Below are 20,337 nucleotides of genomic sequence, written 5' to 3'. Positions count from 1 at the left end.
AGCGCGCCTTTCAAGAGTAACCGCCCGGACCCACCCCAAGCCTTCGTATGTACGTCGCCCCAGCTCAGCGGGGTCACACTGGTGAGAAGCCCGCGGGCCGGAGCCCCCGCGGGCGGGTATCAGCCGGTGCCGACGAACGCGGCCAGCAGCAGCCACACCACGGGGGCGGTCGGCAGCAGCGAGTCGAGCCGGTCCATGATGCCGCCGTGACCGGGGAGCAGGGTGCCCATGTCCTTGATGCCCAGGTCCCGCTTGATCATCGACTCACCGAGGTCGCCCAGGGTGGCGCTGACCGCGACGGCCAGGCCCAGCAGCAGGCCCTGCCACCAGACGCCGTCGTCGATCAGGAACTCCATGCACAGCGCGCCGGCCGCCATCGCGAACGCCACCGCGCCGACCAGCCCCTCGCGGGTCTTGCCGGGGCTGATGCGCGGCGCGAGCTTGGTCTTGCCGAAGCGCCAGCCCACCGCGTACGCCCCGGTGTCGCTGACCACGGTCAGCAGCAGGAAGGTGACGACCCGCTGGGGCCCGTCGTCGGCGGTGAGCAGCATCGCCACGAAGGTCGCGAGGAAGGGCACGTAGAACGCGGCGAAGACACCCGCCGTGACGTCCTTGAGGTAGTCCTCGGGCGGCTCGGTCATCCGCCAGACCAGGACCGCCAGGGCGGTCAGGGCCATCGCCACCCAGGCACCATCGGCCCCCCGGACGTATCCGGCGATGACCATGGCGGCGCCGCCGACCGCGAGCGGTACCAGCGGCGCCTTGATGCCCTTCTTCTCCTGGAGCCGGGAGGTGAGCTCCCACAGGCCCACGACGACCGCGACGACGATGACGCCGACGAACACGGCCTTGACGATGAAGAGCGAGGCGAAGATCACCGCTCCGAGGCCGACGCCGACCCCTATGGCGGCCCGCAGGTCCCGCCCCGCGCGCTTCTTCGGCGGCGGGGAGGCGTCCTGGGGTGCCGGCGAGGGCGGAGGCGGGGGGCTGGGCATGGGCTCCTGCGGCGGCGTCTCGGCGCGGAAGAGGGGGCCGCTGTAGGCGGCGACCCCCCGATCGCGTGCTTCCCGGTCGTCGAAGTCACGGCCGGCGGCATCGGGCACGATGGGCATGGGCCGAGTCTGCGGGCCCACCTGCGCATCGTATGCGGGACCCGCCGGAACGGGCTCCGGCTGCCAGGAAGAGTCGTTCATCAGACTTCGAGGAGCTCGGCTTCCTTGTGCTTGAGCAGCTCGTCCACCTGCGTGACGTACTTCGCGGTGGTGTCGTCGAGCTCCTTCTCCGCGCGGCGGACCTCGTCCTCGCCGGACTCCTTGTCCTTGACGAGCTTGTCGAGCGCGTCCTTCGCCTTGCGGCGGATGGAGCGGATCGAGACCTTGGAGTCCTCGGCCTTGGTGCGCGCGACCTTGACGTACTCCTTGCGGCGCTCCTGCGTCAGCTCGGGGAAGGTCACCCGGATGATGCGGCCGTCGTTGCTCGGGTTGACGCCGAGGTCGGAGTCGCGGATGGCCTGCTCGATGTTGCGCAGCGCGGACGCGTCGAACGGCGTCACGACGGCCATCCGGGGCTCGGGCACCGCGAAGGAGGCGAGCTGGTTGATGGGCGTGATGGCACCGTAGTAGTCCGCCACGATCTTGTTGAACATCGCCGGGTGCGCACGGCCCGTGCGAATCGCGGCGAAGTCTTCCTTGGCGACGACGACGGCCTTCTCCATCTTCTCCTCGGCCTCGAGGAGGATTTCTTCGATCACCACGTGCTCCTGCATGTCAGATATGGATGGTTCAGGCGGGGCGGCCCGGCCGGGCCGGTCCGCTGCGGGCGGTCGCCCAGCGGCGGCGGGATCAGACCCGGGTGCCCTGGTCGCTCACGAGCGTGCCGATCTTCTCACCCTTGACGGCGCGGGCGATATTGCCCTCGGCGAGGAGCTCGAAGACCAGGATCGGCAGCCGGTTGTCGCGGCACAGCGTGATGGCGGTGGCGTCGGCGACCTTGAGGTCCCGGGACAGCACCTCGCTGTACTCCAGCGCGTCGAACTTGACCGCGTCCGGGTTGGTCTTCGGGTCGGAGTCGTAGACCCCGTCGACGCCGTTCTTGCCCATGAGCAGGGCCTCCGCGTCGATCTCCAGGGCGCGCTGGGCGGCCGTGGTGTCGGTGGAGAAGTACGGCATGCCCATGCCTGCGCCGAAGATCACGACGCGGCCCTTCTCCAGGTGCCGCACGGCCCGCAGCGGGATGTACGGCTCCGCGACCTGGCCCATCGTGATGGCGGTCTGGACGCGGCTGTCGATGCCTTCCTTCTCCAGGAAGTCCTGGAGGGCGAGGCAGTTCATGACCGTGCCGAGCATGCCCATGTAGTCGGAACGGGCACGGTCCATGCCGCGCTGCTGGAGCTCGGCGCCGCGGAAGAAGTTGCCGCCGCCGATGACGATCGCGATCTCCGCGCCGTCACGGACCACGGCGGCGATCTCACGCGCGATGGCGTGCACGACGTCAGGGTCGACGCCCAGCCCGCCGCCGCCGGAGAAGGCCTCGCCCGACAGCTTCAGCATGAAGCGGCGGCCCTTCTTGTCGTGGTCGCTCTTGTCGTGGTCGCTCTTGTCGTCGGAAGCGGTGTGGTGGTCCACGCCCTGATTCATGGGATCTCCTCGTGCACATACGAAGAAGGCCATTGCCGGTGGGTCCTCGCGGTTCCCTCTACGGCAATGGCCTCCTCGTCAGATCTGCGGTCGCCCTGCGCGAGCGCGGACGACTGCTTCAGACCCTACCGGGGTCCGGTGTCCGTCGCGTACGGACGGACTCAGATGCCGACCTTGATGCGGCTGAAACGCACCAGGGTGACACCGGCCTCGTCCAGGACCTTCTGGACGGACTTCTTGTTGTCCAGCGCGTACGGCTGGCCGAGCAGCGTGGCTTCCTTGAAGAAGCCGTTGACGCGACCCTCGACGATCTTCGGCAGGGCGGCCTCGGGCTTGCCCTCCGCGCGGGTGGTCTCCTCGGCGACGCGGCGCTCGCTCTCGACGACCTCGGCCGGGACGTCCTCCTTGGAGAGGTACTTCGGCGCGAAGGCGGCGATGTGCTGGGCGATGCCCTTGGCCAGGTCGGCGTCGGCCTTGTCCAGCTCGACCAGGACACCGATCTGCGGGGGCAGGTCGGGCATGGTGCGGTGCATGTACGCGGAGACGAAGGCACCGTCGTACTGCGCGAAGCGGTCGAGGACGATCTTCTCGCCGAGGTTGGCGTTGGCCTCGTCCACGAACGCCTGGACGGTCTGACCGGGCTTGATCTCGGAGGCGAGCAGCGCCTCGATGTCCGCCGGCTTGGTGGCGGCCACGTGCTGGGCCAGCTCGTCGGCGACGGCGAGGAACTTCGGGCTCTTCGCGACGAAGTCGGTCTCGCACTTGAGCTCGACGAGCACGCCGGAGGTGTTGTCCGCGGCGATCAGGGAGGCGACGGCGCCGTTCTCGGCGGAGCGGCCCTCACGCTTGGCAACGCCCTTGAGGCCCTTGACGCGCAGGATCTCGTTGGCCTTCTCGACGTCGCCGTCGGCCTCGACGAGCGCGTTCTTGCAGTCCAGCATGCCGGCGCCGGTGAGCTCGCGGAGCTTCTTGACGTCAGCGGCGGTGTAGTTCGCCATGAGTCTTGGATTCTCTCTCGAAGTCGTAGATCCAGGGTGAGCGGCGGAGGAGTCGCGCTCGTGGCGCGGCTCCCCCGCCGTCATCGTCCGTGCTGTGAGTGCCCGGCGCGTGAACGCCGGGCGCTCTCAGTGGGTCAGGCCTGCTCGGCGTCGGCGGCCGGAGCCTCGACGACGGCCTCGGCCTCGGCGGCCGGAGCCTCGGCGGCAGCCTCGGCCGGAGCGGCCTCGGCGGGCTCGTCGGCCTTCTTCTCACCCTCGAGCAGGTCGCGCTCCCACTCGGCGAGCGGCTCGGCGGCGGCCTTCTCGCCCGGCTTCGAGTCACCGGTCGCGGCACCGGAACGGGCGATGAGGCCCTCGGCGACGGCGTCGGCGATCACGCGGGTGAGCAGGGTGACGGAGCGGATCGCGTCGTCGTTGCCCGGGATCTTGTAGTCGACCTCGTCGGGGTCGCAGTTGGTGTCGAGGATCGCGACGACCGGGATGTGGAGCTTGCGCGCCTCACCGACGGCGATGTGCTCCTTCTTGGTGTCGACGATCCAGACGGCGCTGGGGACCTTCGACATCTCGCGGATACCACCGAGGGTCTTCTCCAGCTTGATCTTCTCGCGGGAGAGGACCAGGAGCTCCTTCTTGGTGAGACCCGAGGCGGCGACGTCCTCGAAGTCGATCGCCTCAAGCTCCTTCAGACGCTGGAGGCGCTTGTAGACGGTGGAGAAGTTGGTGAGCATGCCACCGAGCCAGCGCTGGTTGACGTACGGCATGCCGACGCGCGTCGCCTGCTCGGCGATGGCCTCCTGGGCCTGCTTCTTGGTACCGACGAACATGATGGAGCCACCGTGCGCGACGGTCTCCTTCACGAACTCGTAGGCGCGGTCGATGTACGACAGCGACTGGAGCAGGTCGATGATGTAGATGCCGTTGCGCTCGGTGAAGATGAAGCGCTTCATCTTCGGGTTCCAGCGACGGGTCTGGTGACCGAAGTGGACGCCGCTTTCCAGCAGCTCCCGCATCGTTACGACGGCCATGGCCATCTCCTTGTTTTCTCGGTTTGGTTCCTGACGCCCCGCCGCGCCCTGCCCCCGAGGAGGGGACCGAGAGACGCTCTCACCTGGCCTGACGGGCCGGTGCTGGGGCGTGCGAAGTCGACCCGGTGACCCGGATCGCCACAAGAAGTGTACGGGACCCGGCGGTATGCCGGGTGACGCGCTTGTCCACACCGTCCGGGTTGTCCACAGGCCCGGGCGGCGCACCCGGGGCGCGCGGGACGCTGCTCCGTATGACGACACTGCTGCTCACCCTGCTGGTGGCGCTGGCCCAGGCGCTCACCCCCGTGCCCTCCGCGGCCCACGTGGCCCCGGTGACCCCTGCGGTCTCCGCCGTCCGCCCCCTGCCGCCGCCCCTGGTGGTGGCGCGGTGGTGGGACCCGCCGCCCACGCCGTACGCGGCCGGTCACCGCGGGGTGGACCTGGCGGCGCCCGTGGGGGCGCAGCTGCGGGCCGTGGGGCCCGGCCGGGTGCACTACGCCGGGCAGGTCGCCGGCCGCGGGGTGCTCTCCCTGACCCTGCCGGGCGGGCTGCGCACCACGTACGAGCCGGTCCGGCCGCTCGTGGCGGAGGGCGAGGAGGTCGGGGCGGGCCAGGTGGTGGCGGTCCTGACGGAGGGCGCCCACTGCCCCGGGCCCTGCCTGCACTGGGGTCTGCTGGCGGGCGAGACCTACCTCAACCCCTTGTCCCTGCTCCCGCGCCCCACCCCGAGACTGCTGCCCGCCTCGCCGCCGGACGGCTGAGGCCAGGCGGCCCGCCGCGATGCCGGGCGGGCCGGGCCCGGCGGTGATCCGCGGGACACCCCTCAGCCGGACGCCTCAGCCCCGGACGCCGCGCAGGGCCATCGCCACGGCCGCCTCCGTCACCACACCCGGGTCCTCGGCCGCGCCGAGCTCGATCCGCCGTACCGCCGCGTCCACCACCCCCTGGAGCAGCATCGCGGCCAGCTTCGGCTCCGCCTGCCCGAGGGCGGCCAGCGCCTCGACGACCATCGCGACCAGTCCGCCGTGCGCCGCGCGGATCTTCTCCCGCGCACCGGCGTCCAGCTCGCTGGCGGAGATGGCCACCACTGCCCGGTGGCGCCGGTCCCCGACCAGCCCGAGCTGGCTGCGGACGTAGGCCTCGATCTTCGCCTCGGGCGTCGGGGCCGCCTCCATCGCCGCCTCGATCTCGGTGGCCCAGACGGGGAAGTCCACCGCGCACAGCTCTTCGACGACCGCCGCGCGGGAGCGGAAGTACTCGTACACGGAGGACCGGGCGAGCCCGGTGCGCTGCGCCAGGGCGGGGAAGGTCAGGGCCTCCGTACCGCCTTCGGACAGCAGGGAACGGGCGGCGTCCAACAGGGCGCCGCGCTGCATCGACCGGTGCTCGGCCACGGAGGCCGCTCGAATCCTTGGCACCCGACCACTCTACGGAGCAACGGCGGCCGGGACACCGGTCATCGGCGCAACGCGTCGGACCGGCCGCACCGCCGGCACCGGCCCCGTCCGCGCGTCACCGGCCGACGTCCGCGAGCTTGGCGCGCAGCTGGAGCACGGACTTGGTGTGGATCTGGCTGACCCGGCTCTCGGTGACCCCCAGCACGTTGCCGATCTCGGCGAGGGTGAGGCCCTCGTAGTAGTAGAGCGTGACGACCGTCTTCTCCCGCTCCGGCAGGGTGTTGATCGCGCGGGCCAGCAGCCTGCGCAGCTCGCGGTCCTCGGCCACCTCGACCGGGTCGTCGGCGGCGTGGTCCTCCAAGGTGTCCATCAGCGAGAGCCGGTCACCGCCCTCGCCGCCGACGTGCAGCAGTTCCTCCAGGGCGACCACGTTCGCCAGCGACAGCTGGCTGAAGACGGTGTGGAGCTCTTCCACCCCGATCCCCATCTCCCCGGCCACCTCGTGCTCGGTGGGGGTGCGCCGCAGCTGGGCCTCCAGCGTGGCGTACGCGCGCTCCACGGCACGCGCCTTCTGCCGGACCGAGCGGGGGATCCAGTCCAGTGCCCGCAGCTCGTCGATCATCGCGCCGCGGATGCGAGTGATGGCGTAGGTCTCGAACTTGATGGAGCGCTCGATGTCGAACTTCTCGATGGCGTCGATGAGGCCGAAGACGCCGGAGGAGACGAAGTCGGCCTGTTCGACGTTGGGCGGCAGACCCACGCTGACCCGGCCGGCCACGTACTTCACCAGCGGTGAGTAGTGCAGGATCAGCTGCTCCCGCAGCCGCTCGTCACCCGAGTCCTTGTACGAACGCCACAGCACCTCCAGGGACGAGGGCGCGGTGGACCGCACACTGCCGCCGCGGGCAGCGGGGGGCACCGCAGCGCGGTCAGACCCTGAGGTGTGCTGGGGCATGCTTCGCCTTTGCCGGAGCCGGATTCCTTGGGAGCGTAGCGTGACGGAAGTGTCGCGGTGCGCGAAGAGTACGGGATGGCGCGGGGCCGCAGGAGCGCCCCGACCGGCACGGGCGTGCCGGGACCGGCGCCTGGCGCACGGTCCCGGCAACCGCCCTCGGGAAGACCGCGTCTCTCATCGGCGTCACTCTTTCACCGGAACGCCCCAGGTCAACGACCGCCTCGCCGGGTGCCACCGGTTCGAGTGCCTCCCCGGGGTGTCCGCAAGGTCAACTGCCAGGCATCGCCATGCCGTTCGACGAACCCCAGAGAGTGAAGTTCGTACAGTCTGCCGATGACTTCATCGGTGCCGGTGCCGGCGGCGAGGGCCACCTCCTCCAACCGCGCCGGGCGGCCCGCCGGCAGGGCTTCGAGCACCCGCGCGGTGGCGGGGTCCAGCAGGTCCCGGGGGAGCACCGGGCCGCGCCGCTCGGGAGCCAGCTCGCCCATGTCCCCGACCAGTTCGACCACCTCGGCCGCGTCCGTGACCAGCACCGCCTCACCGCGCAGCAGTTCATGGACCCCGGCCGAGAGAGCGCTGGTCGCGGGCCCCGGGACGCCCATCGTGAAACGTCCCAGTTCCCGGGCCCGCCGGGCGGTGACCAGGGAGCCGCTGCGCACGGCCGCCTCCACGACCACCGTGCCCCTGGTGAGGGCGGCGATGACCCGGTTGCGCAGCACGAACCGGCTCGGGGTGGGGTGGCTGCCGGGCGGCAGCTCGCCCAGCACCAGCCCCTGGCCCGCGATCCGGCCGAGCAGCCCGGCGTGCCCGCGCGGATAGGCCACGTCCGCCCCGCAGGCGAGGACCGCGACCGTGGCTCCGCCCGAGGCGAGGGCCCCGCGGTGGGCCGCTCCGTCGACCCCGTAGGCCGCTCCCGAGACCACCACCCAGCCGCGCTCGGCCAGACCGGCCGCCAGGGTCTGCGCCATGTGGGCCCCGTACGGGGTGCAGGCCCGGGCCCCGACCACGGCGACCGAGCGCAGCGCCCAGGTCCGCAGGTCCGCGCCGCCGCGCAGCCACAGCCCGACCGGCCGGGCGTCGCCCAGGTCGTCCAGCTGGGTCGGCCACTGCGCCGACCCGGGGCAGATGAAGCGCACCCCGGCCGCGGCGGCTTCCGCCAGGTCCCGCCGGGGATCGGCGAGGGCGGCCCGGCTGCGGTACCCGGCGAGCCGCTCCGGGCCCACTCCGGTCGGGCGCCCCTCCCCCGGCCCGGGGCCGCTCCCGGTCAGCAGCCGTATCAGGCCCACGGCGCCGAACTCCCGCAGCCAGCGCCCGCCGTGCTCGTCGCCGGGCTCCAGCACCCGGGTCAGCGCGGCCCGCGCCAACAGCTCGGGCCCCGGCTCGCCCCCTTGCTCCGGTCCCGCGGTGTCCGGCCGCCCGGTACTCGTCTCCGCGGCATCCGGCTCCCCGGCATCCGGCTCCGCAGCGTCACGTTCCCGCGCGGCGGTCATGACCCCGCCCCCATGGCCAGCGTCGCCCCGCGGGCGATCCCGGTGCGCAGCTCCAGTGCGACGGCCACGTCCAGCGCGTCGGGGCGCTCGTTGCCCCGCAGGTCGGCCACGGTCCAGGCGACCCGCAACACCCGGTCCAGCCCCCGCGCCGTGAGCAGCCCCCGCTCCAGGTCCCGCTCCGCCTGGGCCAGCGCGCCCGGCCCGGCCTGCCAGCGGGTGCGCAGCTCGTGCCCGGGCACCTCGGAGTTGAGCCGCCACGGAGTACCGTCGAGCCGGGCGGCGGCCCGGTCCCGGGCTTCGCGGACGCGGTCGGCGACCACCGCCGTGGCTTCGCCGCGGCCGCCCTGCCCCAGCAGGTCGGAGCGGGTGACGGGCTCCACCTCGACGCGCAGGTCGACCCGGTCGAGCAACGGCCCGGACAGTCTCGCCTGGTAGCGCCGGACCACCGAGGCCGGGCATTCGCAGCCGGCCCCTTGCATCGTGTGCCGCCCGCACGGGCACGGGTTGGCGGCGAGGACCATCAGGAAGCGGGCCGGCAGCCGGACCACCCCGGCGGCCCGGGCGATGACCACGTGCCCGGCTTCCAGGGGCTGGCGCAGGGCGTCCAGCGCCTTCGAGCCGAACTCGGCGGCCTCGTCCAGGAACAACACGCCACGGTGAGCCAAGGAGACCGCCCCCGGCCGGGGCACCCCGGCCCCGCCGCCGACCAGGGACTGCATGGTCGCGGAATGGTGGGGGGCGCAGTACGGCGGCCGGGCGAGCAGGGGTTCGCCCGGGGGCAGGATCCCCGCGACGGAGTGCACGGCCGTCACCTCCAGGGCGTCCTGGCGGGTGAGCGGCGGCAGGATCCAGGGCAGCCGCTCGGCCAGCATCGTCTTGCCCGCACCCGGGGGACCGCTGAGGAAGAGGTGGTGTCCCCCGGAGGCGGCCACCTCCAGCGCCCGCCGGGCCGCGTGCTGCCCGGCGACATCGGCGAGGTCCGGGAAGTCGGGGCCGTCGCCCGCGCCCCCGCCGGCGCGGGAGATGCCGGTGCCCAGTCCGGCGCCCGGAACCAGCAGCCCGGCCAGCATCGGATCGGGGCGGCCGACGGCCGGGTCCTCCTCCTCGGGCACCACCCCGTCGGTCAGGACGGCGATCAGCTGCCGCAGGCTCCGTACGCCGAGTACGCCGACATCGGGGACGAGCATCGCCTCGGCGGCACACTGCTGCGGCACCACCACCTGCCGGTACCCGGCCTCGGCGGCGGCCAGCACGGCGGGCAGGATCCCCCGGACGGGCCGCACCCGGCCGTCGAGCCCGAGCTCCCCGATGAGGACCAGGTCGGCGATGGCGCCCGGCTCGACCACCTCGGCGGCCCCGAGGACGGCGGCGGCCACGGCGAGGTCGAAGCCGGCGCCGCCCTTGGGTACGGAGGCCGGGCTGAGGCCGACCGTGAGTTTCTTCTGCGGCCAGGCGGCGCCCGAGTTGACCACGGCAGCCCGCACCCGGTCGCGGCTCTCCACCAGGGTCTTGTCGGGCAGCCCGACCAGGGTGAAGGCCGCGACCCCCGGCTCCAGGTCGGCCTGGACTTCGACGACCACGCCCTCGACCCCCACCAGGGCCACCGAGCAGGCCCGGGCGAACCCCATCAGGCCACCCCCCTGACGTGCTCCACCACGGGCGCACCGCGCCGTGGCAGCAGGATTCCGACGAGGTCGATCCGCACCCCGCCCGGCGGCGGCCCCCCGTGGTCCGCGAGCCAGCGCCCGGCGAGCCGGCGCAGCCGCTCCGCCTTGCCGGGCCGGACGGCGGCCATCGGGTGCTCGAACACCGTCTGCCCGGCCTCCGCCGCCCTGCGCGTCTTCACCTCGCACACGACGACGCAGTCACCGTCCCGCGCGACGATGTCGATCTCCCCGCTGCGGCACCGCCAGTTCCGGGCGATCACCGTCATCCCGGACTCGGTGAGCCGCCGCACCGCGAGTTCCTCGCCGTACCGGCCCAATGCCTGCTGCGCCACGCCCTTCGCGTTCATCCGGCACCACCTCCGGCACCGACGATCCCGCGCCCCCGCCCCCCTTGTGGATCTTGGTGGACAACCGCGGCGTTGTGGACAACCCCGTCACCCCTGCGGGCGACTCCGGAGCCGCCGGGCCGGCGGAACGGCAGCGGGCCGGATCAGCTCCCGGGAAGTTCGAGGTCGCTCTTGTTGAGCTCCTCGATGTTCACGTCCTTGAAGGTCAGCACCCGCACCTGCTTCACGAACCGGGCCGGGCGGTACATGTCCCAGACCCAGGCGTCGGCCATGGTGACCTCGAAGAAGACCTCTCCCTGGACCGAGTGCACCTGCATCTCGTAGTCGTTGGTGAGGTAGAAACGGCGTTCCGTCTCGATCACGTACTTGAACAGACCGACGACGTCGCGGTACTCCCGATAGAGCTTCAGCTCCATCTCGGTCTCGTACTTCTCGAGGTCCTCGGCACTCATGGCATGTTCCCCTTCAGCCGTGCGTCCCCCTATTGTGCGCCAGAGCCCCGCGGCCCTAAACGATTTCCGGGGCCAGGACCACCGGCGCACCCGGAGGACCGTCGTCGAGCAGCGTACGGAGCAACCCGGCGAGTCTGGTCGGGTACACCGTCTCATGTGCCGAGAGAAGTTCCTCGGAGGTCCACCACCTCGCTCCCGTGACGGTGCGCCGCTCCAGCTCCGTGAAGCCGGTCGTCACCGTCTCGGTCCGGGTCGTCCGGGCGAGGAAGTACCACTCGTCCTGCTCCCAGCGCCGTCCGTCGAACGGGAAGGCGCAGTACCGCTGCCACAGCACCGGCCCCAGCTCCACTTCGGTGATGCCCGTCTCCTCCGCGAGTTCCCGCAGCGCGGCCTCCGCACGCGTCTCGGCGCCCTCGACCCCGCCGCCCGGGGTGAACCACCAGTCCTTCGCCGGATCGTCCGGTTCGAAGCCGTGCAGCAGCAGGATCCGGTCCCGCGGGTCCAGGAGGACGACCCGGGACACCTTGCGGACCGCGTCAGCGGGCATCGCCGCGCTCCGGCCGGCGCCCGCGCCCCAGGGCCCGCGCGACGGGTCCGTAGGCGGCCCCCAGCAGCACCAGGGCGGCTCCGGCCACCACCGCGGCCAGCTGGAGCCGCAGCGGCCCGGGCCGGGACGTCCCGCCGGGCAGCGCGGCGTACGTCTCGGGCCGCCCCACCATCGACATCGACGGCCACGCCAGCGCGTCCACCCGGGCGCTGACCGCCGAGCGGGCCACGGTCCCCTGCCCGCTCTCCTGGAGGTGGGCCCGGGAGTCCAGCGAGCCCGCGCGGTGGTCACCGAGCAGGAAGAGGTTGCCCTCGGGAACCTTCACCTCGAAGGTGGTGTCGGAGGCCCCCCCGGGCACCGGGACGGTCGCCGGGTCCAGCGGGGTGAGGCGGGAGTCGTCGAGGTAGGGCTCGTCCAGCTCCTTGCCGTTCACGGTGAGCTTCCCGCCCGCGCCGCAGCACTTCACGGTGTCGCCGCCGATCGCGACCACCCGCTTGACCATGGGCGAGTTGCTCCACAGGGAATCGGTGAAGATGACCACGTCGCCGCGGCGCACCTGGTCGCCGTCGATCCGCTGTGCGAGGACCCGGTCGCCGGGCCGGACGGTCGGCACCATCGAGTCGGTCGGCACCGTGTACGGCTGGTAGGTCAGGGCCCCCCAGCCGAATCCGCCGAGGAAGAGCACAAAGCCGATGGCCACGGCGATTCCCGACAAGACGTTGCCGAGACCGCCGCGGCCATTGCCACTGCGTATGACCTGCGTACCGCTTGTTCGTGTTCCGCCCATTGCAGCGCCCCCACACTCCGGGATCGTCGACCTGGGCGGCACCCTACCCGGCGGTACGGCCGGTGGTCAGCTTCCGCCTGCGCCACAGGACGACCGGGACGGCGCCCGCGAACCCCAGGGCAGCCGGCCCGAGGCCGACCGGGGCCAGTCCCGAGGCGTCGAGACCGAGGGCGGCGGCCTTGGCCTGGTTGCCGATGCCCGGCTGGTCGAAGGTGTCCGGAACCGGGAGGGTGGCCCAGCGGGTGACCGGCCACGCCACCACCACGGCCCGGCCGACGACGTCCTTGACCGGCACGAAGCCCTGCGTCGAGTCCTGCATGTGGTAGCGGGAGTCCTGGGAGTTCTGCCGGTGGTCGCCCATCACCCAGATCTTGCCCTTGGGAACGGTGATCGGACCGAAGGGGGCGTCGTCACAAGGGGTGTTGCCGGGGTAGATGTACGGCTCGTCCAGCTCCTTGCCGTTGACGACGACCGGTCCGCCCCGCTTGCACTCGACCGTGTCGCCGCCGACGGCGATGGTCCGCTTGATCAGGTCCTTCTCCTCCGCCGACGGCATCAGGCCGATCCAGCTGAGGGCCTTCTGCACGATGTTCGGCTCCGGAGTGGCCTCGCCCGCGAGCCAGTTGGCGGGGTCGTGGAAGACCACGACCTCACCGCGCCCGGGCTCGGAGCCGAACCACGGGGTCAGCTTGTCCACCAGCACCCGGTCACCGCGCTGGAGGGTGTTCTGCATCGACTCCGACGGGATCGAAAACGCCTGCACCAGGAAGGTCTTGATCAGCAGGGCCAGCAGCAGGGCGATGCCGATGAGGAGCGGCAGCTCCTTCCAGAACGAGCGCTGGGGGCGTGCCCCGGCACCGCCCTTCTCGGTCTCGCTCTCGACGCCCTCCTCCGGCCGCTCGTCACCCTCGTCGCGTCCGGACCGCGCGCCTACCGCCACATCCCCCACATCCACTCCCTCAATCGGATTCGCCGCCCGCGCCGGTACGGACACGGGCCCTCCCCTCCCTTAACGAGCGGGAGTTCCCTAAGGCGCGGGAGACCGAGGACACACTATGCGAACCGCGCGCCCCGACGCCGTCCACCACGACCGCGCCGCCCGCGCCGTGCCTCATCGGGCACCGTGAGGAAGGTCGCGGGCTGTTCCAGCTCGCGCCAGTGGCCGTAGGGCCAGGCGATCACCACGGCCCGTCCCACCACTCCGTTCTCGTCGATCGTGCCCTGGAACCCCTCGTCGAGGTGGTAGCGGGAATCGGCCGAGTTGGCCCGGTGGTCCCCCATCACGAACAGCCGCCCCCGCGGCACCTTCACCTCGAACCGGATCTCCGACGGGGCGTTGCCCGAATTGACGTACGGCTCGTCCAGCGGCGTGCCGTTGACGGTGACCCGCCCCCGCGCGTCACAGCACGTGACGGTGTCCCCGCCCACGCCGATGACCCGCTTGATCAGGTCCTGTTCGTCCGCCGAGGGCAGCAGGCCGATGAACGTCATGGCTTGCTTGATCTGCTTGACGACGACCGGGTCCGCGGCCGGCCGGGCCGCCTCGCCCCTCAGCCAGCCGCCCGGGTCCTTGAACACCACGACGTCGCCGCGCTCCACCTTGGAGCCGAACCAAGGCGTGAGCTTGTCGACCAGGACCCGGTCGCCGATCCGGATCGTCTGCTCCATGGAGCCCGAGGGAATGAAGAAGGCCTGCACCAGGAAAGTCTTGAGGAGCAGGGCGATGCACAGCGCGACGACCACCAGCAGGGGCAGCTCCCCCGCCCTGCGGGTCCGGCGGCGCCGGCGGACCCGGCGCGCCAGCCGGCGCCGTTCGGCCCGGCCGCCCTCGGGCTGGGACGGGGTACGGGGCAGCGCCCCCGCGGCCGCTTCGGGCTCCGGCTCCGGCTCCGGCGCGGGCTCCGGCCGGCCCTTCGGCCGCCCCCGGCTACCCATGCCCGCCCCCCGCGCTCCCCGCCGCGCCCCAGCGCGAGACGGGCCAGCCGATCCAGTCGGCCCGCCCGATCACCTTGTCCACCGGCACCATCCCCCCGCCGGGCTCGCCCAGGTGGTCGCGGGAGTCCCGCGACTGAGACCGGTGATCGCCCATGACCCACAGGGTCCCAAGGGGTACGACGATCCGGAAGGGCACCTTCGAGGAGGTGTCGCCGGGGTAGAGGTACGGCTCCTGCACCGGCACCCCGTTGACCTTGAGCCGGCCGTTCTCGTCGCACACCACGTCGTCGCCGCCGACCCCCACGACCCGCTTCACGAAATCGGTGTCGGAGGGCTCCGCGAGCCCGAGCACCGAGGCCGCGCCGTGCAGGGCCGCACCGACCGGATTGCCCTGCGGCCCCTCCGGGACGAAGGAGCCCGTGCCGTCGAAGACGACCACGTCCCCGCGCTTCGGCAGGTCGCCGAAACGGTACGCCAGCTTGTTGACCAGGACCCGGTCCCCGACCCGGAGCGTCGGCTCCATCGACCGGCTCGGGATCAGGAACGGCTGCACGACGAAGTTGCCGAGCAGCAGCACGAAGACCGTGCAGACCAGCCCCAGCAGCCCGGCCCGCCGCCAGGTCAGCCCGCCCGGGGCCAACGCACGGCGCGGCCGCCCCTCCCCCTCGTCGGGGGAAGAGCGGCCGCGCTGTGTGAGCTCTGCTTCGGTGTCCATCGGGGGGAGCCTATCCGGCCGCCCCCGGGACCCGGAGGGGAGATCAGCGGTCGCGCTTCTCCTTGATCTTCGCGGCCTTGCCGCGGAGCTCACGGAGGAAGTACAGCTTGGCGCGACGCACGTCACCGCGGGTGACGACCTCGATCTTCTCGAAGATCGGGGAGTTCACCGGGAAGGTGCGCTCGACACCGACGCTGAAGGAGACCTTGCGAACGGTGAAGGTCTCGGAGACGCCAGAGCCCTGGCGACGGATGACAACACCCTTGAACTGCTGGATACGGGAGCGGTTGCCCTCGATGACGCGGACGTGCACGTTGATCGTGTCACCCGGGCGGAAGGCCGGGACGTCGGAGCGGATCGAGGCGGCGTTGACGCCATCGAGCAGGTGAGACATGTTCTTCGTCTGCTTTCTTCGCACGACGCCACAGGCCGCCGGTGCGGATTTCCGTAGAGAATTCGGGAGCTGCGCCCGCTCGCGGACGACGGTCCCCCTGTGGCAGGGGCGTACGCGAGCACACAACAGCCGCCTATTCTTCCACGGTCTGCGGCCTACGCCAAAACCGGCCGTCGGGGGTGGGCTGCCAGCCCAGCAGACTCAGGATCTCCCGGTCCTTCTTGTCGAAGGCGGAGGCCTCGCAGCGCTCGATCAGGTCGGGCCGGTTGCGGGCTGTCCTGCGGAAGGCCTCGTCCCGCCGCCACCGGGCGATCTTCCCGTGGTGGCCGCTCAGCAGGACGTCGGGAATGCCCCGGCCGCGCCACTGCGGGGGCTTGGTGTAGACCGGCCCCTCCAGCAGGTTCGCCATCTCGCCGGGCGCGAACGAGTCGTCCCGGTGCGATTCGGCGTTGCCGAGGACCCCGGGCAGCAGCCGGGCCACGGCCTCGGTGACGACGAGGACGGCTGCCTCGCCGCCCGCCAGGACGTAGTCGCCGATGGAGACCTCGTACACCGGCATCCGCGTCGCGTACTCGTCCATGACCCGGCGGTCGATGCCCTCGTACCGGGCCGGGGTGAAGATCAGCCACGGCCGCTCGGACAGTTCGACGGCCAGTTCCTGGGTGAACGGACGCCCGCTCGGGGTGGGGACGACCAGGACCGGGCCGTGCGCGCCGGCCTCGTACCCGTCGGCCAGCGCCGCGTCCAGCGCCTCGCCCCACGGCTCGGTCTTCATGACCATGCCGGGCCCGCCGCCGTAGGGGGTGTCGTCCACCGTGTTGTGGCGGTCGTACGTCCAGTCCCGCAGGTCGTGCACGTGGACGTCGAGCTGGCCGCGCGCCCGCGCCTTGCCAACGAGGGAGACGTTCAGCGGCTCCAGGTACTCGGGGAAGATCGTGACGACGTCGAGACGCATCAGGAGTCGTCCCCGGCGGCATCGTCACCGGCGGCATCGTCACCCGCGGCCCCGGCGTCCCGGCTGGACACGATTTCGGCGCGGTCGTCGATCAGGCCGGGCGGCGGCGTGATGACGCAGCGCTGCTCCTCCAGGTCGATCTCGGCGACGATCTCCTCGACGAAGGGGATCATGACCTCGGTGCCGTCGGGCCGCTCCACGATGAACAGGTCCTGCGAGGGCAGGTGCGAGATCTCGGTGATCCGGCCGATCTCCGTACCGTCCTCCAGCACCACGTCCAGGTCCATCAGCTGGTGGTCGTAGTACTCGTCGGGCTCCTCGGGCAGCTCCGCGGGGTCCACGTCGGCGATGAGCAGGGTGTTGCGCAGCGCCTCGGCACCGGTGCGGTCCTTCACGCCCTCGAAGCGCAGCAGCAGCCGCCCGCTGTGCACCCGGCCCGTCTCGATGGTCAGCGGGCCCGTGGCCGCCGGCTCCGTCTGGAGCACCGCGCCCGGCGCGAGCCGCAGTTCGGGCTCGTCGGTCCGCACCTCGACGGTGACCTCACCCTTGATCCCGTGGGCGCGGCCGATCCGCGCGACTACCAGCTGCACTGTCTTGTCTCTCCCTCTTGCGGCCGTACCGCCGCCGCTCTCGCGGAGGTGGCACCTCTCCGTCGTGGTTGCCCGGTCCACGGTCTCCCTCGGACCCGGGCGGAAACGACTCGGGCCGGGAAAGGGCGCATGCGCCCCTCCCCGGCCCGTGCCGGTGGTTCAACTGTTCAGCGGACCTGGTCCACGTCGACGAGGTCGACCCGGATCCCCCGGCCGCCGATGGCGCCCACGACGGTGCGCAGCGCACGTGCGGTGCGGCCGTTGCGGCCGATCACCTTCCCGAGGTCGTCCGGGTGGACCCGGACCTCGAGCACCTGTCCGCGGCGCAGGTTGCGCGAGGCGACCTGCACTTCGTCGGGGTTGTCCACAATGCCCTTCACGAGGTGCTCAAGAGCCTCCTCGAGCATGATCAGGCCTCGGTCGACTCGGCGGCGGCCTCAGCCTCGTCCGCCTTCTTGTCGGCCTTCTTCGCCTTCTGGGTGATGGCCTCGCCCTTGCCCTCGCCGATGCCCTCGAGGGCCTTGGCGAACTCGTCGAAGGAGCGACGCTTGCTCTCCTTCGTCTCCGGCTGCAGGAGCGGCGCGGGGGCGGGGAGACCCTTGTGGGCCTGCCAGTCACCGGTCAGCTTCAGGATGGCGAGCACAGCCTCGGTGGGCTGGGCGCCGACGGACAGCCAGTACTGCGCACGCTCGGCGTTGACCTCGATGCGCGACGGGTTGTAGGTCGGCTGGTAGATACCGATCTCCTCGATCGCGCGACCGTCCCGGCGGGTGCGGGCGTCGGCGACGATGATGCGGTAGTGCGGCTGGCGAATCTTGCCGAGGCGCTTGAGCTTGATCTTGACTGCCACTGGAGTGGTGTCTCCTGAACTTGACGTGGTTGGGCACATGAGATGCCACGTGGGGTTGCGGTACTCGGGTGCCCGATGGACGCGTCAGCCGGAGGAGAGAGGGGTCCTGTGCGACTGTCGAGTACAGCTAGCCATTGTGCCACATGCCTGCGGCGGGCTCAGCCGACAGGGGCCCCGGCGGGAGCGGGCGGCCGGACACCACGCAGTCCGCCCGCGGCCGGACGCGCGGCGGCACGCCCGCCCGGCGGGGCGACCGCCCGCACGACCGTCCGCACGACCGGCCGCCGCGGCCGCTCGTCCGGCTCAGGAGGCGGCGGCCGAGACGGCCACCTCGGGGATGCGGAACGGCTTCATGCAGCCTCCGCAGACGATGGGCGCCTGGGCCAGCACCGACGGGACGACCCGCACGTTGCGCCCGCAGTCGCAGACCGCCTTGACCCGGACGCCGCCGCCGGAGGAGCCGTGCCGGGCGGCCGGTCCGCGGAAGCTGCGCTTGGTGTCGGCGGCCGTGGCGACCGTGTGCGCCTTGAGGGCCCGCTGCAGCCGCTCCATGGTGGGGCGGTAGCGCTTCTTCGCCTCGGGGCTGAGCGAGACCAGCGAGAAACCGCTGCTGGCGTGCGGCTCGTCGGAGTGGTCCAGCCCCATCTCCTCGGCGATCGCGAGGAATCTGCGGTTGTGGTAGCGGCCGGCCCGCGAGGTGTCGCGGACTCCACGGGCGGCTGCGATGCCGTGGACTGCCTCGTGCAGCAGTCGCTCGAAGGAGAGCTCGGCGCCACATGCGGACGACGACTCTCCGATCAGGGACTCGGGCGCGGCAAGGTCAGGCAGCTCGGGGTGGTACCGCTGAATATCGGCCCACGCCTGCGCCAGCTCTGCGGCGAGAACAGGTGGTGTCGTGCTCACGTCGTGACAACGAGCCGGGGTGCCCCGGTGTTCCGATTCCGGGCCATTCCAAATTTTTTGCACGTACCAGTCAGTTCAGTCTGATGCGTCCCGACGAGGACGGGTGCGCATATCCCCGGAGGAGTCGGTACGTAAGGACGCCTACGCCCCCGGCGCGCGGAGGAAACCGCACGCCGGGGGCGTAGGAACGATCAACGGGCGATCAGTACGACCGCGCCACGATGGCGAGGGTGCCGGGGGCGTCGTCCGCCTCCGGGACCGAGCCGTCCTCGGCGATCAGGCAGCGCACGGAGACGGCCTGCTCGGCCAGCTTCGCCTCGCCCTCGGGACCCAGGTCCGCCCACGGAATGCGCGCCCAGCCGCCCGCGACGGCGGCCTCGGCGGCCTCCTCGATCGTCGCGACGTCGGAGGTACGGGCCTCCCGGCGCTCGCGGGACTCGCGCAGCAGCTGCGCCTGGTCCTCCTCCAGCACCTTGGGCAGCAGGTCGGCCAGCGCGGAGATCTGCACGGCCTCCTTGCCGCCCGGGATCCGGCGGGCCAGCATCGCGGTGCCGTTCTCCAGGTCGCGCGGGCCGATCTCGACGCGCACCGGTACGCCCTTGAGCTCCCAGTCCACGGCGCGCCGCCCGAAGGGCGTGTCCACGCGGTCGTCGACCTGGACCCGGATCCCGGCGGCCTTCAGCTGCGCGCCGAGCTCGCGGACCTTGGCCACGGCCTCGTCGCCCTTGATCGCCATGACGACGACCTGGACGTGCGCGAGGCGCGGCGGCACCCGCAGGCCGTTGTCGTCGCCGTGGGACATGATCAGGCCGCCGACCATGCGGGTCGAGACGCCCCACGAGGTCTGCCAGACCAGCTCCTGCTTGCCTTCCTTCGACAGGTACTGGGTGTTGAAGGCCTTGGCGAAGTTGGTGCCCAGTTCGTGGCTCGTGCCCAGCTGCAGGGCCTTGCCGTCGCCCATCATCCCCTCCAGCGTGAGGGTGTTGATGGCGCCGGCGAAGCGCTCCTTGGCCGTCTTGCGGCCGAGCACGACGTCGATGCCGAGCACGTTCGTCATGAAGTCGCCGTACACGTCCCGGTGGATGCGCGCCGCGTACTCACGGGCGTCCTCGTACGTGGCGTGGGCGGTGTGGCCCTCCTGCCAGAGGAACTCGCTCGTACGGAGGAACACGCGCGGGCGCATCTCCCAGCGGACCACGTTGGCCCACTGGTTGATCAGCAGGGGCAGGTCCCGGTAGCTCTGGACCCACTTGGAGAAGTAGTCGTTGATGATCGTCTCGGAGGTGGGCCGGACGACGACCGGCTCCTCCAGCTCCTTGCCGCCGCCGTGCGTGACGACCGCGAGCTCGGGGGCGAAGCCCTCGACGTGCTCGGCTTCCTTCGTCAGGTACGACTGCGGGATGAACAGCGGGAAGTACGCGTTCTGGGCGCCCGCGTCCTTGATGCGCGCGTCCATCTCCTGCTGCATCCGCTCCCACAGCCCGTAGCCGTACGGCCGGATGACCATGGTGCCGCGTACCGGACCGTTGTCGGCCAGCTCGGCCTTGTTGATCAGATCCTGGTACCAGCGGGGGAAATCCTCCGCCTGGGGGGTGAGAACGGGTGCCTTTGCCATGGCGCGAATGGTACGGCGCCGGGCGCTCGATGCGTGAATCGGGTGGCGCACTCCTCTGGACGCGGGGGCCGATGGGGAG

The 20,337-nt window shown here is 71.7% G+C and carries 24 protein-coding genes; 1 reads left to right on the top strand and 23 read right to left on the bottom strand.

All coding sequences use genetic code 11. The features are described 5' to 3' along the window. Positions 1-119 precede the first annotated feature (119 nt). The 5 genes from ACZ4M3_RS30895 to rpsB form a co-directional block, all read right to left on the bottom strand. Entirely contained in the window at positions 120-1,193 is a 1,074-nt protein-coding gene (locus ACZ4M3_RS30895; protein ID WP_467738190.1) for a phosphatidate cytidylyltransferase, read from the bottom strand. Next, entirely contained in the window at positions 1,193-1,750 is a 558-nt protein-coding gene (frr, locus tag ACZ4M3_RS30890) for a ribosome recycling factor (RefSeq protein WP_190186850.1), read from the bottom strand. The genes ACZ4M3_RS30895 and frr overlap by 1 nt, the downstream gene beginning before the upstream one ends. 91 nt (positions 1,751-1,841) lie before the next feature. Beyond that, positions 1,842-2,636, bottom strand: coding sequence for a UMP kinase (gene pyrH, locus ACZ4M3_RS30885; RefSeq protein ID WP_467738188.1), 795 nt, complete (start codon positions 2,634-2,636; stop codon positions 1,842-1,844). 161 nt (positions 2,637-2,797) lie between these two features. Further along, the gene (tsf, locus tag ACZ4M3_RS30880) at positions 2,798-3,634 is read right to left on the bottom strand and encodes a translation elongation factor Ts (RefSeq protein ID WP_453351629.1); all 837 of its coding nucleotides are present in this window, start codon (positions 3,632-3,634) and stop codon (positions 2,798-2,800) included. Between the two features lie 134 nt (positions 3,635-3,768). Next, complete coding sequence (gene rpsB / locus ACZ4M3_RS30875) at positions 3,769-4,659, bottom strand: 30S ribosomal protein S2 (RefSeq protein WP_467738186.1); 891 nt, start codon at positions 4,657-4,659, stop codon at positions 3,769-3,771. Between the two features lie 251 nt (positions 4,660-4,910). Here rpsB and ACZ4M3_RS30870 point away from each other — a divergent pair, with 251 nt between their 5' ends. Beyond that, positions 4,911-5,420 (top strand): M23 family metallopeptidase, encoded by a 510-nt coding sequence (locus ACZ4M3_RS30870; protein ID WP_467738184.1) that lies wholly within the window; start codon positions 4,911-4,913, stop codon positions 5,418-5,420. Between the two features lie 75 nt (positions 5,421-5,495). On the opposite strand, the gene ACZ4M3_RS30865 is transcribed toward ACZ4M3_RS30870, so the two are convergent. The 18 genes from ACZ4M3_RS30865 to proS form a co-directional block, all read right to left on the bottom strand. After that, positions 5,496-6,053 carry a TetR/AcrR family transcriptional regulator gene (locus ACZ4M3_RS30865; RefSeq protein WP_467738326.1) on the bottom strand — a complete coding sequence of 186 codons (558 nt, stop codon included), beginning with the start codon at positions 6,051-6,053 and terminating at the stop codon, positions 5,496-5,498. Positions 6,054-6,171: 118 nt separating this feature from the next. Continuing rightward, positions 6,172-7,011 (bottom strand): RNA polymerase sigma factor WhiG, encoded by an 840-nt coding sequence (gene whiG / locus ACZ4M3_RS30860; protein WP_136213430.1) that lies wholly within the window; start codon positions 7,009-7,011, stop codon positions 6,172-6,174. A 209-nt stretch (positions 7,012-7,220) separates the two neighbouring features. After that, positions 7,221-8,501 carry a DNA-processing protein DprA gene (gene dprA / locus ACZ4M3_RS30855; RefSeq protein ID WP_467738181.1) on the bottom strand — a complete coding sequence of 427 codons (1,281 nt, stop codon included), beginning with the start codon at positions 8,499-8,501 and terminating at the stop codon, positions 7,221-7,223. Further along, positions 8,498-10,129: a YifB family Mg chelatase-like AAA ATPase gene (locus tag ACZ4M3_RS30850; RefSeq protein ID WP_467738179.1), complete on the bottom strand. Its 1,632-nt coding sequence runs from the start codon at positions 10,127-10,129 to the stop codon at positions 8,498-8,500. Before ACZ4M3_RS30850 ends, dprA begins: the two co-directional genes overlap by 4 nt. Continuing rightward, entirely contained in the window at positions 10,129-10,515 is a 387-nt protein-coding gene (locus ACZ4M3_RS30845) for a YraN family protein (RefSeq protein WP_467738177.1), read from the bottom strand. The genes ACZ4M3_RS30850 and ACZ4M3_RS30845 overlap by 1 nt, the downstream gene beginning before the upstream one ends. Positions 10,516-10,658: 143 nt before the next feature. Continuing rightward, entirely contained in the window at positions 10,659-10,967 is a 309-nt protein-coding gene (locus ACZ4M3_RS30840; protein ID WP_006139554.1) for a DUF2469 domain-containing protein, read from the bottom strand. Between the two features lie 55 nt (positions 10,968-11,022). Then, on the bottom strand, positions 11,023-11,514 hold the full coding sequence (locus tag ACZ4M3_RS30835; RefSeq protein ID WP_467738175.1) for an NUDIX hydrolase: 492 nt from the start codon (positions 11,512-11,514) through the stop codon (positions 11,023-11,025). After that, positions 11,504-12,301 carry a signal peptidase I gene (gene lepB, locus ACZ4M3_RS30830; protein ID WP_467738173.1) on the bottom strand — a complete coding sequence of 266 codons (798 nt, stop codon included), beginning with the start codon at positions 12,299-12,301 and terminating at the stop codon, positions 11,504-11,506. The genes ACZ4M3_RS30835 and lepB (ACZ4M3_RS30830) overlap by 11 nt, the downstream gene beginning before the upstream one ends. A gap of 43 nt (positions 12,302-12,344) precedes the next feature. After that, complete coding sequence (gene lepB, locus ACZ4M3_RS30825) at positions 12,345-13,241, bottom strand: signal peptidase I (protein WP_467738171.1); 897 nt, start codon at positions 13,239-13,241, stop codon at positions 12,345-12,347. A gap of 113 nt (positions 13,242-13,354) precedes the next feature. Beyond that, positions 13,355-14,236 carry a signal peptidase I gene (lepB, locus tag ACZ4M3_RS30820; RefSeq protein ID WP_467738169.1) on the bottom strand — a complete coding sequence of 294 codons (882 nt, stop codon included), beginning with the start codon at positions 14,234-14,236 and terminating at the stop codon, positions 13,355-13,357. Beyond that, on the bottom strand, positions 14,229-14,951 hold the full coding sequence (gene lepB / locus ACZ4M3_RS30815) for a signal peptidase I (protein ID WP_467738167.1): 723 nt from the start codon (positions 14,949-14,951) through the stop codon (positions 14,229-14,231). Before lepB (ACZ4M3_RS30815) ends, lepB (ACZ4M3_RS30820) begins: the two co-directional genes overlap by 8 nt. A gap of 43 nt (positions 14,952-14,994) precedes the next feature. Beyond that, positions 14,995-15,345: a 50S ribosomal protein L19 gene (gene rplS / locus ACZ4M3_RS30810; protein ID WP_136213356.1), complete on the bottom strand. Its 351-nt coding sequence runs from the start codon at positions 15,343-15,345 to the stop codon at positions 14,995-14,997. Between the two features lie 133 nt (positions 15,346-15,478). Next, a complete protein-coding gene (trmD, locus tag ACZ4M3_RS30805; protein ID WP_467738165.1) occupies positions 15,479-16,300 on the bottom strand; it encodes a tRNA (guanosine(37)-N1)-methyltransferase TrmD in 822 nt (273 codons plus the stop codon). Next, positions 16,300-16,890, bottom strand: a complete 591-nt coding sequence (gene rimM, locus ACZ4M3_RS30800; RefSeq protein WP_467738163.1) for a ribosome maturation factor RimM — start codon at positions 16,888-16,890, stop codon at positions 16,300-16,302. Before rimM ends, trmD begins: the two co-directional genes overlap by 1 nt. Positions 16,891-17,057: 167 nt before the next feature. Further along, positions 17,058-17,297 carry an RNA-binding protein gene (locus ACZ4M3_RS30795; RefSeq protein ID WP_030011889.1) on the bottom strand — a complete coding sequence of 80 codons (240 nt, stop codon included), beginning with the start codon at positions 17,295-17,297 and terminating at the stop codon, positions 17,058-17,060. A 2-nt stretch (positions 17,298-17,299) separates the two neighbouring features. Next, positions 17,300-17,740 (bottom strand): 30S ribosomal protein S16, encoded by a 441-nt coding sequence (gene rpsP, locus ACZ4M3_RS30790; protein WP_136213353.1) that lies wholly within the window; start codon positions 17,738-17,740, stop codon positions 17,300-17,302. Positions 17,741-18,043: 303 nt separating this feature from the next. Continuing rightward, the gene (locus ACZ4M3_RS30785) at positions 18,044-18,643 is read right to left on the bottom strand and encodes a hypothetical protein (protein ID WP_467738161.1); all 600 of its coding nucleotides are present in this window, start codon (positions 18,641-18,643) and stop codon (positions 18,044-18,046) included. 202 nt (positions 18,644-18,845) lie between these two features. Next, a complete protein-coding gene (proS, locus tag ACZ4M3_RS30780; RefSeq protein WP_467738159.1) occupies positions 18,846-20,258 on the bottom strand; it encodes a proline--tRNA ligase in 1,413 nt (470 codons plus the stop codon). Positions 20,259-20,337: the final 79 nt, after the last annotated feature.

The organism is Streptomyces sp. NPDC026522 (genome assembly GCF_055567555.1).
Note: the sequence above shows the minus strand (reverse complement) of the source record. Positions and strands in the feature narration are given on the sequence as shown.

What these genes read in the sequence shown, in the direction of transcription:
- ACZ4M3_RS30895 (WP_467738190.1), bottom strand. Translation starts at nt 1,193, where the DNA reads ATGAACGACTCTTCCTGGCAGCCGGAGCCCGTTCCGGCGGGTCCCGCA.
- pyrH (WP_467738188.1), bottom strand. Translation starts at nt 2,636, where the DNA reads ATGAATCAGGGCGTGGACCACCACACCGCTTCCGACGACAAGAGCGAC.
- tsf (WP_453351629.1), bottom strand. Translation starts at nt 3,634, where the DNA reads ATGGCGAACTACACCGCCGCTGACGTCAAGAAGCTCCGCGAGCTCACC.
- rpsB (WP_467738186.1), bottom strand. Translation starts at nt 4,659, where the DNA reads ATGGCCGTCGTAACGATGCGGGAGCTGCTGGAAAGCGGCGTCCACTTC.
- ACZ4M3_RS30870 (WP_467738184.1), top strand. Translation starts at nt 4,911, where the DNA reads ATGACGACACTGCTGCTCACCCTGCTGGTGGCGCTGGCCCAGGCGCTC.
- whiG (WP_136213430.1), bottom strand. Translation starts at nt 7,011, where the DNA reads ATGCCCCAGCACACCTCAGGGTCTGACCGCGCTGCGGTGCCCCCCGCT.
- dprA (WP_467738181.1), bottom strand. Translation starts at nt 8,501, where the DNA reads ATGACCGCCGCGCGGGAACGTGACGCTGCGGAGCCGGATGCCGGGGAG.
- ACZ4M3_RS30850 (WP_467738179.1), bottom strand. Translation starts at nt 10,129, where the DNA reads ATGGGGTTCGCCCGGGCCTGCTCGGTGGCCCTGGTGGGGGTCGAGGGC.
- ACZ4M3_RS30845 (WP_467738177.1), bottom strand. Translation starts at nt 10,515, where the DNA reads ATGAACGCGAAGGGCGTGGCGCAGCAGGCATTGGGCCGGTACGGCGAG.
- ACZ4M3_RS30840 (WP_006139554.1), bottom strand. Translation starts at nt 10,967, where the DNA reads ATGAGTGCCGAGGACCTCGAGAAGTACGAGACCGAGATGGAGCTGAAG.
- ACZ4M3_RS30835 (WP_467738175.1), bottom strand. Translation starts at nt 11,514, where the DNA reads ATGCCCGCTGACGCGGTCCGCAAGGTGTCCCGGGTCGTCCTCCTGGAC.
- lepB (WP_467738173.1), bottom strand. Translation starts at nt 12,301, where the DNA reads ATGGGCGGAACACGAACAAGCGGTACGCAGGTCATACGCAGTGGCAAT.
- lepB (WP_467738169.1), bottom strand. Translation starts at nt 14,236, where the DNA reads ATGGGTAGCCGGGGGCGGCCGAAGGGCCGGCCGGAGCCCGCGCCGGAG.
- lepB (WP_467738167.1), bottom strand. Translation starts at nt 14,951, where the DNA reads ATGGACACCGAAGCAGAGCTCACACAGCGCGGCCGCTCTTCCCCCGAC.
- rplS (WP_136213356.1), bottom strand. Translation starts at nt 15,345, where the DNA reads ATGTCTCACCTGCTCGATGGCGTCAACGCCGCCTCGATCCGCTCCGAC.
- trmD (WP_467738165.1), bottom strand. Translation starts at nt 16,300, where the DNA reads ATGCGTCTCGACGTCGTCACGATCTTCCCCGAGTACCTGGAGCCGCTG.
- ACZ4M3_RS30795 (WP_030011889.1), bottom strand. Translation starts at nt 17,297, where the DNA reads ATGCTCGAGGAGGCTCTTGAGCACCTCGTGAAGGGCATTGTGGACAAC.
- proS (WP_467738159.1), bottom strand. Translation starts at nt 20,258, where the DNA reads ATGGCAAAGGCACCCGTTCTCACCCCCCAGGCGGAGGATTTCCCCCGC.